The organism is Mesorhizobium sp. Arg314, from assembly GCF_053714275.1.
In genome coordinates this window covers 17,411-33,616 of the sequence record NZ_JBSKBP010000006.1, presented here as the reverse complement: position 1 = coordinate 33,616, position 16,206 = coordinate 17,411, and the positions used below count along the sequence as shown (strand labels likewise).

Genomic DNA, 16,206 nt, shown 5'->3' with positions numbered 1-16,206 from the left:
TTGCAGGCAGGAAGCATGCGCGACCCCTATGAGGTGCTGGGCGTTGCCAAGAACGCATCGGCCAAGGACATAAAATCGGCCTACCGCAAGCTCGCCAAGAAGCATCATCCGGACCAGAATCCGAGTGATCCCAAGGCGAAGGACCGTTTTGCCGCTGTCAATCAGGCTTACGAAGTCGTCGGCGACGAAAAGGCGCGCGGCGCTTACGATCGCGGCGAGATCGACGCCGAAGGCAAGCCGAAATTCCAGGGCTTTGAAGGTGCTGCCGGCGGCGACCCGTTCGCCGGGTTCCGCCGCCAGCAGGGCCCTGGCGGCGCGCATTTCGAGTTCCGCAGCGGGCGTCCGGGCGGCGATCCGTTCGACGGCAACAGCGACATTTTCAGCCAGATCTTCGGCGATGCCTTTTCCGGCGCCCGTGGCGGCGGCAGGGGTGGCGATCGTCGCCAGCCGGCCCAGGCCGCCGATCTCAACGTCACGCTGGACGTCGGCGTCGAGGAAGCCGCCACCGCCGAGAAGGTGACGGCGATGTTCCCCGACGGCCGCAAGGTCGCGGTCAAGCTGCCGGCCTATGTCGAGGACGGCCAGACGATCCGTCTCAAGGGCCAGGGCGAGCAGGGTCCCGGCCAGCCGGGCGATGCGCTGGTCAAGATCCACATCCGCCGCCATCCGCGCTACCGCATCGAGGGGCGCGACCTGCATGTCGATCTGCCTGTCGACCTGGCCGACGCCGTGCTCGGCGCCAAGGTGGCCGTCGAGACGCCGACCGGCAAGCTCGCGGTCAACGTGCCCGCGTGGTCGAGCTCGGACAAGGTGCTGCGCCTCAAGGGCAGGGGCCTGCCGGAAAAAGCCGGCGGCCATGGCGATCTCTATGCCCATGTGCGGCTGATGCTGCCGGAAGGCGGCAATGACGAGCTTGAAGCCCTGATGCGCCGCCAAAAAGGCTGATCGAGGGAATTTTGTTCCTGTTGCAGTGTCTTTTGAGCGCTTGAAGGGGCTCTGTGCCTGTGCGATAGGGCTCTCCACAAAGCGGATATTCTTGCGGAGAGCTTGCACATGGCAGGTGGACAGGGCCTGATGGCCGGTAAGCGGGGCCTGATCCTCGGCGTCGCCAACAATCGGTCGATCGCTTACGGGATCGCCAAGGCTTGCGCCGATCACGGCGCCGAGATCGCGCTGACCTATCAGGGCGAGGCATTCAAGAAGCGCGTCGAGCCGCTCGCGGCGGAGCTCAACGCCCATGTCGCGGGCCATTGCGACGTCACCGACTCCGAAAGCCTCGACGCGGTTTTCGCCGACATTGCCAAGCACTGGGGCAAGCTCGACTTCCTCGTCCATGCCATCGCTTTCTCCGACAAGGACGAGCTTACCGGCCGTTACGTCGAGACGACGCGCGACAATTTCCTGCGCACCATGGACATCTCGGTGTTTTCCTTCACCACCATCGCCAAGCGCGCCGAGCCGCTGATGACCGATGGCGGCTCGCTGCTGACGCTGACCTATTACGGCGCCGAAAAGGTAATGCCGCACTACAATGTCATGGGCGTTGCCAAGGCGGCGCTCGAAGCCAGCGTGCGCTATCTCGCCGTCGACCTCGGCGCCAAGAAGATCCGCGTCAACGCGATCTCGGCTGGTCCGATCAAGACGCTTGCCGCCTCCGGCATCGGCGACTTCCGCTATATCCTGAAGTGGAACGAGTACAATTCGCCGCTGAAGCAGACGGTCACCCAGGAGGAGGTCGGCGATTCCGCCGTCTACTTCCTGTCGGACCTGTCGCGCGGCGTGACCGGCGAGGTCCATCACGTCGATTCCGGCTACCATGTCGTCGGCATGAAGGCGGTCGACGCGCCGGACATCTCGACCGTCAAGGACTAGTTTTCTCCTTCGCCTATCCTTCGTCCCAGGCCCTGGCCCGACCTCGGAAGACCTGATGTATCCGCTCGTCTACATCGCGCGCCACGGCCAGACGGAGTGGAATGCCGAGCGCCGCCTGCAAGGCCAGGCCGACACCGACATCAACGAACTTGGCCGCGACCAGGCGCGGCGCAACGGCCAGCGGCTGGCGGAGCTCATCGGAAATCCTGCGGATTTCGACTTTGTCGCCAGCCCGATGCGGCGCACGCGCGAGACGATGGAATTGATGCGCGCCGCGATGGGGCTCGATCCTTGCGCCTACCGCACCGATCCGCGTCTGGTGGAGCTAAGCTTCGGCGACTGGCAGGGTTTCACCTTTGCCGAACTCGAAAAGCGTGTCCCGGGTTCGACCAAAAGTCGCCGCGCCGCCAAGTGGGATTTCCAGCCGCCGGGCGAGGGCGCAGAAAGCTACGAGATGCTGCTGGAACGAGTGAAGCCGTGGTTCGATGCGCTTCGTCAGCCGACCGTCTGCGTCACCCATGGCGGCGTCATCCGCTGCTTCTTCCGCTTCGTCGCCGGCATTTCCAAGCAGGAAGCCGCCGGCCTGGAGGTCCCGCAGGACCGCCTGCTGCGGCTGGAGGGCCGGAGTTTGGAGTGGCTTTGAAGAGCGCGTGAGTTTGCACTGTGGTCGGCCGAAGCCCGCGAGCCTCGTCATCCTTGGGCGCAGCGACGCGAAGCGGAGCGAAGACCCAAGGATCCATGCCGTGGCCTCGGCCGAACAGTAAAAACGGTGCAGGACAGAGGTCGTTTTGGACCGTAGCGGCGCTTAGGCGTAACGGCATGGATCCTAGGGTCTGCGCGCGTCGCTACGCTCCTTGCTTCGCCCTAGGATGACGAAACACCCGGCGTTTAGGCCAATCCTCGAAGCCGCTTTTCGCGTACGAAAACGCCGCCTTCTAATTCTGGTCGCTGTCGGGCAACTGCATATCCGTCACGACATTCTCGCCATTGGTCACGTCGAAGGCGATGACGATGTCCATGCCCGGCTTCAGCGAGTCGAGATCGGTCTCGGCGTTGAGCTTGTAGGCCTTTCCGTCGTCAAGCGTCAGCGTCAGCGTGTCCTTGTCGACCTTCTTGATCAGGCCTTCGGTCTGGCCGGCGAACGCGGCGGCGGTGGAAATCAGCAGCATGGCGCAGGCAGCACCAATCAGGGTACGCATCGTCGTCCTCTTTTAGGTCATTGCGCCGGCTGGTAGCGGCGGATCCTCAACGGCGGATGGAGGAGAGCAGAAATCAACCGAATGTGTCAAAACTAAATCCACCAGATCACAGTTTGATGCACCCGTTTGACCGGTGTTGAAAACGCCAATAGAAGTGCGGCACCGCGCGTCCTTTTGGACGCGCAAAGGACGCTGCACCACTTTGGATTGCCGGCGCCTCCGCCGGGCAGGACGCACTTGCATGTCTCACAACACATTCGGCCATTTGTTTCGCGTCACCACCTGGGGTGAAAGCCATGGCGCCGCGCTCGGCTGCGTTGTCGACGGCTGCCCGCCCGGCATCCGCTTCAAGCGCGAGGACATCCAGGCCGAGCTCGATCGCCGCCGTCCCGGCCAGTCGCGTTTCGTCACCCAGCGCCGCGAGCCGGACGAGGTCAAGATCCTGTCGGGCTTCATCCTCGACGAGGACGGCGAGACGATGATCACCACCGGTACGCCGGTGTCGATGCTGATCGAGAATGTCGACCAGCGCTCCAAGGACTATGGCGAGATCGCCCGCCAGTACCGTCCCGGCCATGCCGACTACACCTACGACGTCAAATACGGCCTGCGCGACCATCGTGGCGGCGGCCGCTCCTCGGCGCGCGAGACGGCAGCTAGAGTGGCGGCGGGCGCGCTGGCGCGCAGGATAGTGCCGGGCATGGTGGTGCGTGGCGCGCTGGTTTCGATGGGCGAGAAATCGATCGATCGCGCCAACTGGAACTGGAATTTCGTCGGTGATGCCGAAAACCCCTTCTTCACGCCCGATCCGGCATCCGTCCCGGTGTTCGCCGCCTATCTCGACGGCATCCGCAAGGCCGGCTCCTCGGTCGGCGCGGTGATCGAGATCGTCGCCGATGGCGTGCCGGCCGGCCTCGGCGCGCCGATCTACGCCAAGCTCGACCAGGACATCGCTTCCGGCCTGATGTCGATCAACGCCGTCAAGGGCGTCGAGATCGGCAACGGCTTCGAAGCCGCCCGCATCACCGGCGAGCAGAACGCCGACGAGATGCGCATGGGCAATGACGGCAAGCCGGTGTTTTTGTCCAACAATGCCGGCGGCATCCTGGGTGGCATCTCGACCGGGCAGGCGATCGTCGCGCGCTTCGCCGTCAAGCCGACCTCCTCGATCCTGACCCCGCGCCAGTCGATCGACAAGGACGGCCATGACGTCGAGGTGATGACCAAGGGCCGCCACGACCCTTGCGTCGGCATCCGCGCCGTGCCGATCGGCGAAGCCATGGTTGCCTGCGCGATCGCCGATCATTATCTGCGGCACAGAGGACAGACGGGAGGGGAGTAGGGCAGTAGGGCAGTAGGGCAGTAGGGCAGTAGGGCAGTAGGGCAGTAGGGCAGTAGGTTAATGCCGCCGTCCACGGGCCGCCAAACTTTTTCCTTTCCCCTACTCCCTTACTGCCCTATTCCCCTATTCCCTGCGAGCGAAGCGAGCGCCCATGCCTTACGACCAGAAGAAGATCGTCGAAGCGATCCGCGCCTTCGAGCGCGGCGAGATCGTCGTCGTCATGGACGATGACGGGCGCGAAAATGAGGGCGACCTGATCGTCGCCGCCGTCCACTGCACGCCGGAGAAGATGGCCTTCATCGTGCGCAACACCTCCGGCATCGTCTGCACCCCGATGCTGCGCGAAGACGCCAGGCGGCTGAACCTCGCGCCGATGGTGGCAGACAACGACTCCGCCCACACCACCGCTTTCACGGTCAGCGTCGATTTCAAGCACGGCACGACGACCGGCATTTCCGCCGACGATCGCACGCTCACAGTGCGCAACCTTGCCAACGGCAATGTCGGCCCGTCGGATTTCGTGCGCCCCGGCCACATCTTCCCTTTGATCGCGCGCGAAGGCGGCGTGCTGATGCGCTCGGGCCATACCGAAGCCGCCGTCGATCTCTGCAAGCTTGCCGGCCTGCCGCCGGTCGGCGTCATTTCCGAGCTGGTCAATGACGACGGCACGGTCAAGCGCGGCCCGGAAGTGCAGGCCTTCGCCGAAGAACATGGCCTGAAGCAGGTCTCGGTCGCCGATCTCATCGCCTACCGCCAGCGCAAGGAAACGCTGGTCGAGCGCGTCGCCTGCTCCGACATCGAGACGCTTGGTGGAAAGGCGCAGGTCTTCACCTACACGCTGCCCTGGGATTCCATGCATCATGTCGCGGTCGTCTTCGGCGACATCCGCGATGGCGAGGACGTGCCGGTCCGCCTGCATTCGGAAGATGTCGTCACCGATGTCTTCGGTACCAGCCATCGCCTCGACGGCATCATGAAGGCGATGGGCGAGCGCAGGCGCGGCGTCATCGTCTATCTGCGCGAAGGCTCGGTCGGCGTCGCCCATCAGGAGCGCAAGCGGCCGCAGAGCGGCGAGCGCGAGGACCATGAGGAAGCCCGCCGGCGCGAGAATGAGTGGCGCGAGATCGGGCTCGGCGCGCAGATTTTAAAGGATCTTGGCATTTCCTCGATCAACCTGATCGCCTCGCGCGAGCGCCATTATGTCGGTCTAGAGGGCTTTGGCATCCATATCGCCAAGACGGAGATTCTTTAGGCGTCGAAGGGTTGCTTTCTTTAAGCAAATTGCGTGCGTAGGCGATTGGCCGAAGCCCCCGCGACATCGTCATCCACGGGCGGAGCAAGGAGCGAAGCGACGCGCGCAGACCCGAGGATCCATGCCGTGGCCTGGACGCGTTGCAACGGTGCAGAATTCTGCTCCGCTGCATTCTACGATCGAGGCCACGGCATGGATCCTCGGGTCTGCGCTCCGCTTCGCGTCGCTCCGCCCGTGGATGACGAAGTCGCGTAGCTAACTCCCAACGTCTATGATCATTGGACGGCTGGACGCTTCTACCCGTCACTCAGCGGGCATTACCGCTTTCGCCTCTCTCCACATCGCAATCGTCCGTCGCCAGACGGCATTGACCCGCCAGCACTGTAACCAGCGCAATCGCGCCTGCCGCGACAGATACCCTGAACCCGCTCTGCGGGCCGAAATTGTCGACCATCCACGCGGCGGCGAAGGACCAAGCGCCATGCCGATGCCGATCCCGGGCGTCACCCAGGTGACGCCTTCGGTCAGCATTGTCGGCGGCACGTGGAAGCGACGTCGAAGAAGGCGATCGCGGCGTTCAAGCGACTGCTCGAGGGCTTGCTCAAGAAGCCTTGACGGCACGCTCGGGTACCAAGCCACCGGGTTGTGCACCGGTTTCGAGCCGGCGCAACCCTGCCGTGATTGACAATTGTCGGGGCGAGCGCATCCTCCTGCGCCATTCTCTTGCAGCGCCGCGCGTACGTTGAACGCGCGAAGGACGCTGTAAAAACTTTGATTCAGCGCATGACCCTTTTCCGAAAATCGATTCCGATTTTCGGGTTATGCGCGAGGGTGGAGAGTCGGGGCAATGTGGGACTTCAGCATCGGCCGGTCGGTGTCCATCATGATGCGGACATGGCCGTTCATCGTCTTTCGCATGATCGTCTATTTCGGCATCACGGTCGCCTACATCATGGCGACCGGCACTGGCGCCAGCGTCGGCTACGGCGTCGGCCATATCTCGACCGATCCCGACGGGCCAGTGTCCTTTGCGCTCTGGGGCGGCGTGGTCGGCTTCGGTGTCGTCTCGATCGCCGTCTACTGGATCCGCGAATACATCCTCTATGTGCTCAAGGCCGGCCATATCGCCGTCATGGTGCACCTGATCGACGGCCACGACGTGCCCGACGGCCAGGGCCAGATCGCCTATGCGAAGGAAGTGGTCACCCAGCGCTTTGCCGAGGCCAACATCCTTTTCGTCGTCGACCAGCTGGTCAAGGGCGCCATCCGCGCCATCACCGGCCTGATCGGCGGTATCGCCGCCTTCCTGCCCATTCCGGGCCTGAGCGGCATCGTCAGCTTCATCAACACGGTCATCCGCCTGTCGCTGACCTATGTCGACGAGATCATCCTGGGCTACAACATCCGCATCAATTCGAACTCGCCCTTCGAGACGGCGCGGCAAGGCGTCGTGCTCTACGCCCAGAACGGCAAGCACATGGTCAAGAACGCCGTCTGGCTGGCGGTGATCATGTGGGGCGTGTCCTTCGTCATCTTTCTTTTGATGCTGGCCCCGGCGGCCGCCATTCTCTGGGCCATGCCGGGCCAGCTTGCCGGCTGGGCCTTCGTGCTGGCCATTGTCTTTGCCTGGGCCTTCAAGGCGGCCTTCATCGAGCCCTTTGCCATCGCTTCGTTGATGCAGGTCTATTTCGATGCGATCGAGGGCCAGGTCCCCAATCCCGAATGGGACCACCGGCTGGCCGAGGCGTCCTCGAAATTCAGGGAACTGCGCGACAAGGCGCTGGGCTCCTTTGGCGGCGGCTCGCGCTGGGATACGCCCCGGGCGGCCTGATCGGCGGCCGCCTCACTGCGAAGAGCCGCCTGATCACGGCTTCGGCGCGCCGCCAAGCCTTGCGATCGCCGATTTGAGCGGCGCTTCGCCGACGCCGCGGAACGTCTCGCTCATCACCAGTTCGGGCAGCGGCAGGCGCTTGCCCCAGCCATGCGCCTCGAGGTCCGGCTTCGGCGCGAAGGATGAGACGCGTCCAACGCAGAGATAGGCGACCGGTGTGACATGCTCGGGGATCAACAAGAGCTGCTTCAGCGCCTCCGTCTCGATGATGCTGACCCAGCCGACGCCGACACCTTCGGCCCGTGCCGCCAGCCAGAAATTCTGCACCGCGCAAACGGTGCTGTAGAGGTCCATCTCCGGGTTGTGCCAGCGCCCGAGCGGCGAGTCCTTTGAACGCTGGCGGTCGCAGGTGATGCACAGATTGAGCGCGCTTTCGCAGATGCCTTCGAGTTTCAGCTTCCGGTAGAGCGCCTGCCGTTCCGCCTCGATCGCCGGCAGTTCCTGCTCGCGCGCGGCAAGGAACAGGTCGCGCACCTGTCGCCGTCGCTCCCCGTCGCGGATGACGATGAAATTCCAGGGCTGCATGTAGCCGACCGACGGCGCATGGTGGGCGGCGGTGATCAGCCGCGCCAGAACGGCATCCTCGAGGTCGTCGGCCGTGAAATGGCTCCGCACGTCACGCCTGGTGAACATCGCCCGGTAGACCGCGTCGCGCGCCAATTGGTCAAAGTCATCGCCGCTCGCGGCGATTGCTGCTGCCGTCATCGCTTTTCCCCTTGCGACAAGCAATCACCCGCCTGACCAAGCGGACGACCATGTCTGCCAGGCCGGTCTTCTGGCTCGGGATCGTCCCGTTCCGGCGCCTTCCCGTCATCGACAGTGGCTTTTGCCGGCGCGGTCCCCCTCACAGCGTTGGGCACGCCACGGAGTTCAACCGTGTTCCCGATTCTCCCGCGTCGCGGGCACCAGGCAGCGACGCGACCTTACCGCGAAGCTTGGGCCACGCCAATGGCGCTAGCGACACGGGCTGACGCAATTTTCCCCAGCCATTCGGCTTCTCAAACATGGTCATCCGCGCCGCGGGTGCCTAGATTAGGCGCCATGGCCACCCGTCTCTACACACACCCGATCTTCCTGGAACACATCACGCCGCCCGGCCACCCCGAGCGGCCCGACCGTCTGCGGGCCATCGAGCGCGTGCTGGATGACGAGGCTTTTTCGGCGCTCGACCGCGTCATGGCGCCGGAAGGCGACGAGGCGACGATCCTCTATGCGCATCCCGGGAATTTCGTCGAGCGTGTCCGCGCGGCGATCCCTCAGAGCGGCATCGTCTCGATCGATGCCGATACCAGCGCCAGCCCGAAAAGCTGGCAGGCCGTGGTGAGGGCGATCGGTGCGGCCAATGCCGCTGTCGATGATGTCTTCGAGGGCCGTGCCGCCAATGCCTTCGTCGCCGCCCGCCCGCCCGGCCACCACGCCGAAAAGACCACGGCAATGGGTTTCTGCTTTTTCAACACCGCGGCGATCGCCGCCCGCCACGCGCAAAAGAAGCATCAGGCCGAGCGCGTCGCCATCGTCGACTGGGACGTTCACCACGGCAACGGCACGCAGGACATTTTCTGGGACGATCCCTCGGTTCTCTATTGCTCGACGCACCAGATGCCGCTTTATCCCGGCACCGGGGCGAAAAGCGAAACCGGCGCCGGCAACATCGTCAACGCGCCGCTCGCGCCGCAGACCGGCGGCGATCTGTTCCGCGACGCCTTCCTGTCGCGCGTGCTGCCGTCCATCGATGCGTTCGCGCCGGACCTGATCATCATTTCCGCCGGCTTCGACGCGCACCACCGCGACCCCCTCGCCGAGATCAACCTGACCGAGGATGATTTCGACTGGGCGACCGGCCAGCTGATGGAGCGCGCTGCGCGCCACAGCGGCAACAGGCTCGTCAGCCTGCTCGAAGGCGGCTACGATTTGCAGGGACTGGCATTTTCAGTCGCTGCCCATGTCGGGCGGCTGATGAAGGGATAGGGTATGGCTGTCGAAGGCAATGAGGACGTCAAGGCGATGAGCTTCGAGCAGGCGCTCGACGCGCTGGAGAAGATCGTCGATGATCTGGAGCGCGGCGACGTCCCGCTCGACCAGTCGATCAAGATCTATGAGCGCGGCGAGGCGCTGAAGGCCCATTGCGACCGGTTGCTGAAGGCGGCCGAGGACAAGGTCGAGAAGATCAGGCTGTCGCGCGACGGCAAGCCGGTGGGAACGGAGCCGCTCGACGCGGAGTAAATGAAGCGGGTAGGGCAGACAAAGCAGGTAAGGAGTTCAAGCCATGTGCCGCAACATCAAGACCCTGGCCAATTTCGAGCCGCCGGCGACCAATGACGAAGTGCATGACGCCGCGCTTCAATTCGTGCGCAAGCTGAGTGGCTCGACCAAGCCTTCCAAGCGCAACGAGCATGCTTTCCACCATGCGGTTGAAGCGATCGCCGCGATCGCGCGAGACCTCATCGATTCTCTCGAGACCACGCAGGAACCGCGCAATCGCGAGGAAGAAGCCGCCAAGGCGAAGGCCAGGTCGGCGCTCCGCTTCGCCTGAGGAACCGACATGAGCTTCTTTCCGGGAAATGATCCTGAACCTGGCGATGCCTTCGCCTGCGATCAGATCGAACTGATGGTCGTTCCCAACGCCAAGGACATTGGCGGGTTCGAGGTGCGCCGCGCCTTGCCGACGGCAAAGCGCCGGCTGGTCGGCCCGTTCATCTTTTTCGACCGCATGGGGCCGGCCATCCTGCGCGCCGGCCACGCGCTCGACGTTCGCCCGCATCCGCATATCGGCCTGTCCACCGTCACCTACCTGTTCGACGGCAAGATCAGGCACCGCGACTCGCTCGGCACCGAAATGGTGATCGCGCCGGGCGACGTGAACCTGATGACCGCCGGGCGCGGCATCGTTCATTCCGAGCGCACCCCGGGGGAACTGCGCGGCGCGCCGATGTCGGTCTCCGGCCTGCAGACTTGGCTGGCGCTGCCGGACGGCAAGGAGGAAATTGCCCCGGTGTTCGCGAACACGTCGGTCATCCGCCTGCCCGAGATCGATGTCGAGGGCGTCAGCGGTCGTGTCGTCATCGGCGAGTTCTCGGGGCTGCGCTCGCCCGTGGCGACCGCTTCGGACACGCTTTATGCCGATCTCAGGCTTGCAGAAGGTGCCGCCGTGAAAATTCCGCCCGATGCCGAGGAGCGCGCCATCTACACATTGGAAGGCGAAGTCTCGATCGCCGGCGATATGTTCCCGGCCGAGCGGCTTCTGGTGTTCAAGCCGGGCGAGGAGATCGTCGTTTCCTCCGAGCGCGGCGCGCACTTCATGCTGTTCGGCGGCGCTTCGCTGGGCTCAAAGCGTTACATCTGGTGGAATTTCGTCTCGTCCTCGAAGGAACGCATCGAGCAGGCCAAGCAGGAATGGAAGACAGGCCGCTTCGATATCGTTCCAGGCGATGAGGAAGAGTTCATTCCGTTGCCGGAAGGCTAGGGCGGCACGGCTGCGCGTCACTGACGCGCATTTACATTCGCCTGCCGGCGGCCTATTCCGGCGCATGATTATGGCGCAATTTGCTGGTAGCGCCGTGTTCGATCAATTTGAAGCAGGACGCGCCCGAGTGAAGCCAGACACGCCGCTGCTCGACAAGGTCCGCATCCCGGCGGACCTGCGGATGCTTGATGAGGGCGCTCTGCTGCAGCTTGCCGCGGAACTCCGCGCCGAGCTCATCGACGCCGTGTCGCACACGGGCGGCCACCTCGGCGCCGGCCTCGGCGTCGTCGAGCTGACCGTGGCGCTGCACTATGTCTTCAACACGCCGCAGGATCGGCTGATCTGGGATGTCGGTCACCAGGCCTATCCGCACAAGATCCTGACCGGCCGCCGCGACCGCATCCGCACGCTGCGCCAGGAAGGCGGCCTCTCCGGCTTTACCCGGCGGGCCGAGAGCGAATACGACCCGTTCGGCGCCGCGCATTCCTCGACCTCGATTTCGGCCGGCCTCGGCATGGCCATGGGCCGCGATCTGTCAGGCGGCCGCAACAATGTCATTGCCGTCATCGGCGATGGCTCGATGTCGGCCGGCATGGCCTTCGAGGCGTTGAACAATGCAGGCGCGCTCGATGCCCGTCTGATCGTCATCCTCAACGACAACGACATGTCGATCGCGCCGCCGACCGGCGCCATGAGCGCCTATCTGGCGCGGCTCGCCTCCGGCAAGGCCTATCTCGGCCTGCGCGATTTCGGCAAGAAGCTGACATCCTATCTGGGCAAGCGCGCCGACCGCGCCATCACCCGCGCGGTCGAGCATGCGCGCGGCTACGTCACCGGCGGCACCTTGTTCGAGGAGCTCGGCTTCTACCACATCGGCCCCATCGACGGGCACAATCTCGAGCATCTCATCCCGGTGCTGAAGAACGTGCGCGACAATGGCGGCGGCCCGGTGCTGATCCATGTCGTGACCCAGAAGGGCAAGGGCTATGCGCCGGCGGAAGCCGCCGCCGACAAATATCACGGCGTCAACAAGTTCGACGTCATCACCGGCGCGCAGGCCAAGGCGCCGGCCAACGCGCCGGCCTACACCAGGGTCTTCGCCGAGAGCCTGATCCAGGAAGCGCGCGAGGACGATCGCATCGTCGCCATCACCGCCGCCATGCCGAGCGGCACCGGCCTCGACCTCTTCGGCGAGCTGTTTCCGAAGCGAACCTTCGACGTCGGCATTGCCGAGCAGCACGCGGTGACCTTCGCCGCGGGGCTGGCCACCGAGGGCTACAAGCCCTTCGCCGCCATCTATTCCACCTTCCTGCAGCGCGCCTACGACCAGGTCGTGCACGACGTGGCGATCCAGAAACTGCCGGTGCGCTTCCCGATCGACCGCGCCGGTTTCGTAGGAGCCGACGGCGCCACCCATTGCGGCGCTTTCGACACGACCTTCCTGGCCACGCTGCCGGGCTTCGTCGTCATGGCCGCCTCGGATGAGGCGGAGCTTCGCCACATGGTGCGCACCGCAGCGTCCTATGATGACGGTCCGATCGCCTTCCGCTATCCGCGCGGCAATGGCGTCGGCGTCGACATGCCGGAGCGCGGCTCGGTGCTTGAAATCGGCAAGGGCCGCATCCTGAAGGAGGGCACCAAGGTGGCGTTGCTCTCCTTCGGCACTCGGCTGCAGGATTGCCTTTTGGCCGCAGAGGAACTCGGCGCGGCGGGCCTCTCCGCCACCGTCGCTGATGCCCGTTTCGCCAAGCCGCTCGATGAGGATCTCATCCGGCGGCTCGCTCGTTCGCACGAGGTGCTGGTGACCGTGGAGGAGGGCGCCATCGGCGGCTTCGCCAGCCAGGTGCTGCACTTCCTCGCCCATGAAGGCCTCTTGGAAAGCGGGCTCAAGGTACGCCCGCTGGTGCTGCCGGACGTCTTCAGCGATCATGCCAAGCCGGAGAAGATGTATGCCGATGCCGGCCTGGATTCGGCAGGCATCGTGCGCACGGTCTTCGCCGCGCTCGGCCGTGGCGTGCAGGCGCAGCGCGCCTGAATCGAAATTTTAGCTTTTTGAATCGGTTTGCCGGCTTCCGGCTGTAAGTTTCTGTTAACGCTTCCGTTTGGCGCTTCGCTTACCCTGTCTCTTGGCCGATTTTCAACGGCGCCCTGCTAGAGTTCAAGCTAGGCAGGGGGATAACAAAAATGAAAGCGCTTCTATGCTGCATCGCCCTTTTGGCGGCCATGGCGACGCCGGCGGCGGCCGAGACGCGCTACGACCTCAACCTCGAAAAGGCGGTGCAGGATATCGTCGCCGGCAAGATGGGCAACATCCGCGGCGCCTTCTCCTACAAGCAGGTGCCTCAATTCGTCGTGCTGCCGGAAGCAACGCCCACCGCGCCGGTCCCGGTCGAGACGCCGCGCAAGGAAGCCTCCGGCAATGATGGCCTGATGCCGGCCGTCGAGCGTCAGGTTTCGCGAACCGTTTTCTAGAGCGGTTCACCGTTTCACGGAAACGCCAAACCGCTCTATCTCTTTGTCTCTTGACGCACTTCCGGGCGTAAGGCTACGGCGAACTCGCCGAGCCTAACCGTTTCACACTTTTCCTGGAATTGCTTTAGAACCACATATCGCGCACGCAGCGGCCGTCGCTCGGCAGGTCGTCAAAGCTGTCGAGCCCATCGAAATGGTCGATCGGCAGGTCCGCGACTTCCTCTGGCGGCGCCAGCCTGACATTGACGGCGATGCGCGTGCGGCCGCTCTTGCCGGCACGCAGGCCGCGCCAGGCGACCACGCAGGCGCAGGTCGGACAGAACAGGATTTCCAGCGCGGGTTCGGCCACCTCGGCGCGCGTGTAGGACTTTACCGGCCCAGTGACGCGAATGCGCTCGTCGACATAGTCATAAGCCCAGAGCGTGCCGTAGCGGCGGCAAAGCGTGCAATTGCAAGCGGTGATTCCACCGGGATCGCCTTCCAGCGTCCAGTGGGCCGCCCCGCAATGACAGGTACCCTTCAGCATTGCCACCTCCGCCGGCTGATCAACGGCCCGTTGTGCCGGCATTCTGCAGCCTATTGCCCCGTATTCAACCCATTGCGTTCGCGCCCGGCTTTCGCCAATGAAGGCCGATGAGTTCCGCTTTGCCAGCCAGCCAGCGCCAGCGGCTCGACGAATTGCTCGTCGGGCGCGGTCTGTTCGCCAGCCGCTCGCGCGCCCGCGATGCGATCGAGCGCGGCACGATAACGGTTGACGGCACCGTCGCCCGCAAGCCCGGCCAGCCCGTCGCGCCGGACTGCGTGATCGCAGTCGACGATCCGGCGCAAGCCTATGTGTCGCGCGCCGCGCTGAAGCTGATCGCCGGCCTCGACCATTTCGGCCTGGACCCTTCCGGCGGCGAGGCGCTCGATATCGGTGCCTCGACCGGCGGCTTCACCCAGGTGCTGCTTGAACGCCGCACAGCACACGTCACGGCCATCGATGTCGGCCACGGCCAGATGCATCCCGACATTGCCGGCGATCCGCGCGTCACCATGATCGAAGGGCTCAACGCGCGCGATTTGACGGCAGCCGACCTCGGCGGCCGCATCCCCGGTTTCCTGGTTTGCAGCGTCAGCTTCATCTCGCTGAAGCTGACGCTGCCGCCGGCACTGGAATTGGCGGGCGAGGGCGCCAGGGCGATTCTTCTGGTCAAGCCGCAATTCGAGGCTGGGCGCGAGGCCATCGGCAAGGGCGGCCTGCTCAAGGATCCAGGCGATGCCGAGCGCATTGCCGGGAACTTGCGCGATTGGCTCGCCGGGGTTCCCGGCTGGCGGGTCCTGGGACTGCACCCGTCGCCGATCGAGGGCGGCGACGGCAATCGCGAGTTCCTGCTCGCAGCCATAAAGGACGCGGGGTCGCGATGAGCACACGCTTCACCATCGCTAGGCTGGGCTCGCAGGGCGACGGCATCGCCAACGCCGAGGGCGGGGAGGTCTTCATCCCCTTCACGCTGCCGGGCGAAACGGTCACCGCGGCGCGCCAGAAGGAGCGCGCCACGCTGATGTCGGTGCTGGAAGCCTCGCCGCTCAGGATCGATCCGGCCTGCCGCCATTTCACCGAATGCGGCGGCTGCGCGCTGCAGCACTACGAGGCTGAAGCCTACCAGCAATGGAAGCGCGAGAAGGTCGTGCAGGCGCTGAAGGCCAAGGGCATCGCTTGCGAGGTCGCCGCGCTGGTGCCTTGCGCGCCGCACACTCGCCGCCGCGTCACATTCAGCGCCAGGCGCACCGAGGCGGGCATGCTGCTCGGCTTCGTGCGCGCGCTCTCCTCCGAGATCATCCCGATCGAGGAGTGCCCGATCTCGCTGCCGGCGATCGTCGCTTCGCTCGATCGATTGCGAGCCCTGGCCGACCTTGTCTGCGCGACGCCGAAGGCGTTTCATATGACGGTGACCGTCACTGCGTCAGGTCTCGACATTGCCGTGCAGGATGCCGGGAAACTTGGCGACCACCAGCGCCGCATCGCGTCGAATTTCGTCATGGCCCAAGGCCTGGCGAGGCTTTCCGTCGACGGCGAGATCATTGTCGAGCCGAAGAAGCCTGTGGTGCAGTTCGGACCGGTCGCCGTCGCCTTGCCGCCGGGCGCCTTCCTGCAGGCAACGGAAGCCGCCGAGCAGACGATGGCGGGCCTCGTCGGACAGCATCTGTCGCGCGCGAGGAAGCTCGCGGACCTGTTTGCCGGTTGTGGCAGCTTCGCGCTTCGGCTGGCAGTGAAATCGGAGGTCCACGCCGTCGAAGGCGATGCTCCCGCGCTCGCCGCGCTCGACCGTGCCTTCCGCTTTGCCAGCGGCATGAAGCGGGTGACCAGCGAACGCCGCGACCTGTTCCGCCGGCCGCTGACCTTCAAGGAGTTGAACACCTTCGATGGCGTTGTCTTCGATCCGCCGCGCGCCGGCGCCGAGGACCAGTCGAAGCAGATCGCCCGTTCCGACGTGCCACTGGTCGCTGCCGTCTCCTGCAATCCGGTGACGCTCGCGCGGGATTTGCGTATCCTCATCGATGGCGGCTACACGCTGAAGAGCGTGACGCCGATCGATCAGTTCCTGTGGTCGCCACATGTCGAGGCCGTGGCGTTGCTGGAGAAGCCGAAGCGGCGGCGATAGTCCACAACCGGCGGTTCGCAAGAAAATTTGTGAAACCTCTGTTCTTTCGACGAAATTGCGCCCTAAAGCC

At 64.7% G+C, this 16,206-nt stretch carries 17 protein-coding genes, 1 pseudogene and 1 riboswitch; of the genes and pseudogenes, 14 read left to right on the top strand and 4 right to left on the bottom strand.

Features of this window, described 5'->3' with window-relative positions:
- Positions 1-15 precede the first annotated feature (15 nt).
- From ACWGS9_RS08310 to ACWGS9_RS08300, 3 genes are all read left to right on the top strand, one after another.
- Positions 16-945 carry a DnaJ C-terminal domain-containing protein gene (locus ACWGS9_RS08310; RefSeq protein WP_454504786.1) on the top strand — a complete coding sequence of 310 codons (930 nt, stop codon included), beginning with the start codon at positions 16-18 and terminating at the stop codon, positions 943-945.
- Positions 946-1,053: 108 nt separating this feature from the next.
- Entirely contained in the window at positions 1,054-1,872 is an 819-nt protein-coding gene (fabI, locus tag ACWGS9_RS08305) for an enoyl-ACP reductase FabI (RefSeq protein ID WP_454504785.1), read from the top strand.
- Between the two features lie 55 nt (positions 1,873-1,927).
- Complete coding sequence (locus tag ACWGS9_RS08300; RefSeq protein WP_454504784.1) at positions 1,928-2,515, top strand: histidine phosphatase family protein; 588 nt, start codon at positions 1,928-1,930, stop codon at positions 2,513-2,515.
- 292 nt (positions 2,516-2,807) lie between these two features.
- On the opposite strand, the gene ACWGS9_RS08295 is transcribed toward ACWGS9_RS08300, so the two are convergent.
- Positions 2,808-3,071 (bottom strand): DUF1344 domain-containing protein, encoded by a 264-nt coding sequence (locus ACWGS9_RS08295; RefSeq protein WP_320211908.1) that lies wholly within the window; start codon positions 3,069-3,071, stop codon positions 2,808-2,810.
- A gap of 241 nt (positions 3,072-3,312) precedes the next feature.
- On the opposite strand from ACWGS9_RS08295, the gene aroC reads away from it, so the two are divergent.
- On the top strand, positions 3,313-4,413 hold the full coding sequence (gene aroC, locus ACWGS9_RS08290; RefSeq protein ID WP_454504783.1) for a chorismate synthase: 1,101 nt from the start codon (positions 3,313-3,315) through the stop codon (positions 4,411-4,413).
- 151 nt (positions 4,414-4,564) lie between these two features.
- Positions 4,565-5,665: a 3,4-dihydroxy-2-butanone-4-phosphate synthase gene (gene ribB, locus ACWGS9_RS08285; RefSeq protein WP_454504782.1), complete on the top strand. Its 1,101-nt coding sequence runs from the start codon at positions 4,565-4,567 to the stop codon at positions 5,663-5,665.
- A 307-nt stretch (positions 5,666-5,972) separates the two neighbouring features.
- On the opposite strand, the pseudogene ACWGS9_RS08280 reads toward ribB, so the two are convergent.
- Positions 5,973-6,229, bottom strand: a pseudogene (locus ACWGS9_RS08280) (hypothetical protein); the annotation flags it as partial.
- 283 nt (positions 6,230-6,512) lie between these two features.
- Between ACWGS9_RS08280 and ACWGS9_RS08275 the strand changes: the two are divergent.
- Positions 6,513-7,496, top strand: coding sequence for a hypothetical protein (locus ACWGS9_RS08275; RefSeq protein WP_454504781.1), 984 nt, complete (start codon positions 6,513-6,515; stop codon positions 7,494-7,496).
- A 33-nt stretch (positions 7,497-7,529) separates the two neighbouring features.
- Here the strand turns inward: ACWGS9_RS08275 and bluB are convergent, their stop codons facing one another.
- A complete protein-coding gene (gene bluB, locus ACWGS9_RS08270; RefSeq protein WP_454504780.1) occupies positions 7,530-8,261 on the bottom strand; it encodes a 5,6-dimethylbenzimidazole synthase in 732 nt (243 codons plus the stop codon).
- Between the two features lie 43 nt (positions 8,262-8,304).
- Positions 8,305-8,481: riboswitch (cobalamin riboswitch) on the bottom strand.
- A 116-nt stretch (positions 8,482-8,597) separates the two neighbouring features.
- Between bluB and ACWGS9_RS08265 the strand changes: the two genes are divergently transcribed.
- The 6 genes from ACWGS9_RS08265 (at position 8,598) to ACWGS9_RS08240 (ending at position 13,491) form a co-directional block, all read left to right on the top strand.
- A complete protein-coding gene (locus ACWGS9_RS08265; protein ID WP_454504779.1) occupies positions 8,598-9,524 on the top strand; it encodes a histone deacetylase family protein in 927 nt (308 codons plus the stop codon).
- A gap of 3 nt (positions 9,525-9,527) precedes the next feature.
- Entirely contained in the window at positions 9,528-9,779 is a 252-nt protein-coding gene (locus tag ACWGS9_RS08260; RefSeq protein WP_027164646.1) for an exodeoxyribonuclease VII small subunit, read from the top strand.
- A 43-nt stretch (positions 9,780-9,822) separates the two neighbouring features.
- Positions 9,823-10,089 carry a DUF2277 domain-containing protein gene (locus ACWGS9_RS08255; RefSeq protein WP_454504778.1) on the top strand — a complete coding sequence of 89 codons (267 nt, stop codon included), beginning with the start codon at positions 9,823-9,825 and terminating at the stop codon, positions 10,087-10,089.
- Between the two features lie 9 nt (positions 10,090-10,098).
- The gene (locus ACWGS9_RS08250; protein WP_454504777.1) at positions 10,099-11,019 is read left to right on the top strand and encodes a pirin family protein; all 921 of its coding nucleotides are present in this window, start codon (positions 10,099-10,101) and stop codon (positions 11,017-11,019) included.
- Positions 11,020-11,089: 70 nt separating this feature from the next.
- Positions 11,090-13,054, top strand: coding sequence for a 1-deoxy-D-xylulose-5-phosphate synthase (dxs, locus tag ACWGS9_RS08245; protein ID WP_454504776.1), 1,965 nt, complete (start codon positions 11,090-11,092; stop codon positions 13,052-13,054).
- 149 nt (positions 13,055-13,203) lie between these two features.
- Positions 13,204-13,491: a hypothetical protein gene (locus ACWGS9_RS08240; protein WP_454504775.1), complete on the top strand. Its 288-nt coding sequence runs from the start codon at positions 13,204-13,206 to the stop codon at positions 13,489-13,491.
- 124 nt (positions 13,492-13,615) lie between these two features.
- On the opposite strand, the gene ACWGS9_RS08235 is transcribed toward ACWGS9_RS08240, so the two are convergent.
- A complete protein-coding gene (locus tag ACWGS9_RS08235; protein WP_454504774.1) occupies positions 13,616-14,017 on the bottom strand; it encodes a GFA family protein in 402 nt (133 codons plus the stop codon).
- Positions 14,018-14,124: 107 nt separating this feature from the next.
- Here ACWGS9_RS08235 and ACWGS9_RS08230 point away from each other — a divergent pair, with 107 nt between their 5' ends.
- Together ACWGS9_RS08230 and ACWGS9_RS08225 are read left to right on the top strand one after the other, a co-directional pair.
- Positions 14,125-14,898, top strand: coding sequence for a TlyA family RNA methyltransferase (locus tag ACWGS9_RS08230; RefSeq protein ID WP_454504773.1), 774 nt, complete (start codon positions 14,125-14,127; stop codon positions 14,896-14,898).
- Complete coding sequence (locus ACWGS9_RS08225) at positions 14,895-16,136, top strand: class I SAM-dependent RNA methyltransferase (protein ID WP_454504772.1); 1,242 nt, start codon at positions 14,895-14,897, stop codon at positions 16,134-16,136. Before ACWGS9_RS08230 ends, ACWGS9_RS08225 begins: the two co-directional genes overlap by 4 nt.
- Positions 16,137-16,206: the final 70 nt, after the last annotated feature.

Excerpts from the sequence above, each read along its gene's own strand:
- ACWGS9_RS08310 (WP_454504786.1), top strand. The coding sequence starts at position 16 with ATGCGCGACCCCTATGAGGTGCTGGGCGTTGCCAAGAACGCATCGGCC.
- fabI (WP_454504785.1), top strand. The coding sequence starts at position 1,054 with ATGGCAGGTGGACAGGGCCTGATGGCCGGTAAGCGGGGCCTGATCCTC.
- ACWGS9_RS08300 (WP_454504784.1), top strand. The coding sequence starts at position 1,928 with ATGTATCCGCTCGTCTACATCGCGCGCCACGGCCAGACGGAGTGGAAT.
- ACWGS9_RS08295 (WP_320211908.1), bottom strand. The coding sequence starts at position 3,071 with ATGCGTACCCTGATTGGTGCTGCCTGCGCCATGCTGCTGATTTCCACC.
- aroC (WP_454504783.1), top strand. The coding sequence starts at position 3,313 with ATGTCTCACAACACATTCGGCCATTTGTTTCGCGTCACCACCTGGGGT.
- ribB (WP_454504782.1), top strand. The coding sequence starts at position 4,565 with ATGCCTTACGACCAGAAGAAGATCGTCGAAGCGATCCGCGCCTTCGAG.
- ACWGS9_RS08275 (WP_454504781.1), top strand. The coding sequence starts at position 6,513 with ATGTGGGACTTCAGCATCGGCCGGTCGGTGTCCATCATGATGCGGACA.
- bluB (WP_454504780.1), bottom strand. The coding sequence starts at position 8,261 with ATGACGGCAGCAGCAATCGCCGCGAGCGGCGATGACTTTGACCAATTG.
- ACWGS9_RS08265 (WP_454504779.1), top strand. The coding sequence starts at position 8,598 with ATGGCCACCCGTCTCTACACACACCCGATCTTCCTGGAACACATCACG.
- ACWGS9_RS08260 (WP_027164646.1), top strand. The coding sequence starts at position 9,528 with ATGGCTGTCGAAGGCAATGAGGACGTCAAGGCGATGAGCTTCGAGCAG.
- ACWGS9_RS08255 (WP_454504778.1), top strand. The coding sequence starts at position 9,823 with ATGTGCCGCAACATCAAGACCCTGGCCAATTTCGAGCCGCCGGCGACC.
- ACWGS9_RS08250 (WP_454504777.1), top strand. The coding sequence starts at position 10,099 with ATGAGCTTCTTTCCGGGAAATGATCCTGAACCTGGCGATGCCTTCGCC.
- dxs (WP_454504776.1), top strand. The coding sequence starts at position 11,090 with ATGGCGCAATTTGCTGGTAGCGCCGTGTTCGATCAATTTGAAGCAGGA.
- ACWGS9_RS08240 (WP_454504775.1), top strand. The coding sequence starts at position 13,204 with ATGAAAGCGCTTCTATGCTGCATCGCCCTTTTGGCGGCCATGGCGACG.
- ACWGS9_RS08235 (WP_454504774.1), bottom strand. The coding sequence starts at position 14,017 with ATGCTGAAGGGTACCTGTCATTGCGGGGCGGCCCACTGGACGCTGGAA.
- ACWGS9_RS08230 (WP_454504773.1), top strand. The coding sequence starts at position 14,125 with ATGAGTTCCGCTTTGCCAGCCAGCCAGCGCCAGCGGCTCGACGAATTG.
- ACWGS9_RS08225 (WP_454504772.1), top strand. The coding sequence starts at position 14,895 with ATGAGCACACGCTTCACCATCGCTAGGCTGGGCTCGCAGGGCGACGGC.